Genomic DNA, 3,802 nt, shown 5'->3' with positions numbered 1-3,802 from the left:
TGAGCAGGATTTAATTTTTCACCCGTTACACGGCTAATTTTTTCATTCCAGTCATAAAGGGCAGCTGGTTTAAAGAATTGATTGATAAGCATTTCTCCCGTTTCTTTTGTGAAAAATTCAGGAGAAATCTCCGTTTCAATATGACAAAGAAGCTGTGCTGCCATTAATTCTCCAAGTAGATAATTTTGGTAGTAAACAGGTGCGAGTGTAAAATGAATTTTTGCAGCCCAATCGGGATTATCAGTTGAATCAGGAGGAGTGACTAGCTGAACTTCATTTACAGTTTTCCACCATAAAGCGTTTAAATCTTGATCGGGATTTTCATACAGTTCTTTTTCAAAAAATACAAAGGTAATAATCCATCTTACTGCAATAAGCATTTGTAACTGTTGGTACTTTTCTAATTCAGGAGCAAGCTCATTTACTGTTGCTTCATCAACTTGTAAGAAGCGCTTTAACCAACGAGGATCTTTGCCCATTTTTCCAAATAACATCGCGATCGATTCAGTTGTTAAGATATGACTTTCTTTACGTAATCCGAAAGGAAGGTTAGAGTCTACATATTTAAAATAAGCCGCATGGCCAAACTCATGTAGGTTCGTTTCCATCCAATACGCATCTTCCATTAAGTTACAAAGGACACGTACGTCACCTTCGCGATCAATATCCATGCAAAAGGCTGTTGGGTTTTTCTTTTCTCTAGGGAACAAATCACTTTTTGCATATAGGTCATCAATTTCCATTCCCATTGAGTTAAACGTATCTGTTGTGATTTGGACAATATCCTTCCCTTGGTAAAAAGGATCTAGATTGGTTGAATCAGATGGTGGTGCCTCTTGGAAAAAAGGATCGACATAATGCCATGGGCGTATATCCTCTGGATTAATCCCAAATCTAGTTGCTAAACGTTCATCTAGTTTTTTCTTCATCGAGCGGTAGGCTTCATCTGATTGAGCAATAAGTTCGTTGAAAATAGCGAATACCTCGTCACGGTCAAGTTCTTGAAGAGCAAAGCCCATTTGATGATGGTTATCATAACCAAGTAGTTGCGCAGCTTCATTGCGCTTCTTCACAAGCTCAAGCAGGTCTTTTTCTACGACTTTACCAACTTCCTTACTTGCAAACCATACTTTTTTGCGTAATTCTTGGTCATCACTATTAACCAAGATATCTCGAATTTCATTGGCAGAATACTTCTTGTCATCCACTTCAGGTGTGTATGTGTTAAATAATAAATTTAGTTCAGAAGAGCGTTTTGATATATCAGCAATCACTTCTTCAGGGAGTTGATTACCTTCCATTTCGCTTAATAGAAGTTGAAGCTGACGTTTTTCGATCTCCGTTAAGTTTTCCGTTGCTAGAAATTGTTTTGTTTTCTCGTATGAATCTTTTGAAGAGAATAAAAGATTGTATCGAGTTTCAGCTTCATTTAATTTAGCAGCCCACTCAGGGTCTCCAGTTGTTTGGGCCATCCAGCTTGATTGAGCCCCATCTTTATATAATACTTGCATTTTGTCATTGATATTTTTTATAAATGTTTGTAGCGTTTCCATATGTATCACTACCTTTCTATATTTAAGTATCACAATAGTAACATTATTAAGTATTCGTTAAAGATATTCTTAAACCTTTATAAGCTAATAAAGATTTTTAAAAAGTATGGTGTCAAAATATAATTGGCTATGGTGTCAGGCACCATTAAAAGACAAAATGACTATTTTGTTCATATGGGGTGGTATGACCAATATCCTATTTTTTACTTAAGAATGTAAGCGATAAATAATCCTCACCTACTTACAGATCGAAGGGGAGTATCCAATGACTTACATACTATGAGTTTAGGTTACTATCAAAGAATGATCAAGAAAATCCATTGCTTCTATTTAATTTTTGTTATACAGTTTGTTTACCAAGAAATCTGCTAGTATCGCAGATTCCTTTTTTCCTCTTAAATAACTACTGTGAACCGTACCACAAGTAAGGTAATTCAATATTCAAAAATCGGGCGCGATTGTGGAAAGTAGCTGTTCTACAAAACCAGCCAATAGTTGTCAACATTTTTCAATAAAAACTTAAAAAAATTCATGTTATACTAAATTTGTGAATGCCAAATAACCTTCCAAATACTATGTTTGGAAAGTTTTGGTTTACATGGTTAAATGTATTGATCAAGCTAAATCTTGGAATACAGATTTGTTTTTTAATAGTGCATAAATCCAATGTAAGAGTTTATTAGCACATGCAATTAAGGCTACTTTATATGGCTTTCCTTCTTCGCGTTTCTTATCATAAAAAGCACGTAATCGCTTGTTGCGTGGGATGATTTCATCCGTCGTTTTTTGTTTGCGACAGTCACGAATGGCACATTTAACAGCCATATATAGAGTTTGCCTTAGCCTACTAGAACCTCTTTTAGTAATTCGATTTTGAGTACCTTTGAAGGTTCCAGATTCAAAGACAGTAGGATCAATGCCTGCAAAGGCAACTAGTTTCTTAGGGTGATTATACCTTTCGATTTCCCCAATTTCAGAAATAATCGTGGCAGCGATTTTTTCACCTACCCCGGGGATTGAACGGATAATCTCATATTCTTCAATACTTTTCGCTAAAGCATCTATCTCATCTTCCAGCATGGATAGATGTTTTTTGTATTCAAGAAGCATTTTAATATACATATCTAGGTTTAGAATTAGACTAGAATACAAATTCTTCTGAAATGGGTTTTGTGCTGCGGCAGCTAGTAATTTCTCGGCTTGTTTGTTTGCCCATTGCAGTGAACGAGTGTTACAGAATTCTTTTATTTTAGTTGCTAATGTTTCATTATCAGCTTTCAAAACCTCTTCTGAAGTAGGAAATGCTTGTAAAGTTAGTAAAGAAACATCTGAGTATAAACTTCCAAAAACCTTACTGTATTCAGGAAATACTTGATCTAAAACAGCCAGAAATTGGAGTTTGGTTTGCACAACTATCTCTGTAATATTATCATGCTGTCTTGTAAGATTACGTAGATTTAATAATTGAATTCCTCGCTTTTTATAAGGCTCTAAATCCTCTTTATAGTACAGCTCACAGAGGTGATTCGCGTCTATGATATCTGTTTTTACTTTACGTAAACTAGAATTCTTTGCTTTATAAGATATGAGTGGATTTACGATAATAATTAAATATCCTCTGTCCTCGAAATATTGAACAATGGGTTTATGATAATGTCCAGTTGATTCTAGTATAATCGGAGGCCGTTCTCCTGCCACATCCTCTAACTCTTTAATAAAATCTAATAAACTAGCTAACCCATCAAGATCATGTTTTACTTTGAAACTTTTCTTGTAGAGCTTCTTTCTTTCCAAGTATGCTTGAACCTGACTTTCACCTTTTGCTACATCCAGACCAACGACTGGAGTCATTCAAATTCCTCCTCCAAAATAATTACCGGTACCCCTAAATCCTCCCTGTAGTGTCATAGCTTCGCTTGTTATACGAGATCTTAGTCCCAACCAGCCTCAAACATGTTTCTACAAGTAGGGGGTGAACTGTTTTGCGGACGGGATCATGGTCCCACGGGCCATACGTTCTACCCCGGCTACAGTAATCATATATCGATATAAAAAATGCTCAACCAGAAAAATCTGGCTGACCTTATAATACGAACGGGCCATATTGTTGATTAAGTGTTCGAAACTTTTTGAACTATGAAACGTATAAAAATTGCGAAGAAACGTATTTGAACTACGTAGCAGGTTTAGAAGGAAATTCACAACAAAGGGGAATAAAAAGTGGATTTAGTATCTTGGATAGCTGTTGG

Annotated in this window: 2 protein-coding genes; both read right to left on the bottom strand. The window is 35.8% G+C overall.

Features of this window, described 5'->3' with window-relative positions:
* Nucleotides 1-1,553: M2 family metallopeptidase (locus V7164_RS24790; protein WP_335355553.1), on the bottom strand; the 1,553-nt coding region annotated here is incomplete at its 3' end.
* 615 nt (nucleotides 1,554-2,168) lie between these two features.
* Complete coding sequence (locus V7164_RS24785) at nucleotides 2,169-3,404, bottom strand: IS110 family transposase (protein ID WP_335355552.1); 1,236 nt, start codon at nucleotides 3,402-3,404, stop codon at nucleotides 2,169-2,171.
* Nucleotides 3,405-3,802: the final 398 nt, after the last annotated feature.

This window comes from Bacillus sp. JJ1474 (assembly GCF_036965225.1).
GTDB lineage: Bacteria > Bacillota > Bacilli > Bacillales > Cytobacillaceae > Cytobacillus.
The sequence above is the reverse complement of the archived record's forward strand: the minus strand, read 5'-3'. Positions and strand labels throughout refer to the sequence as shown.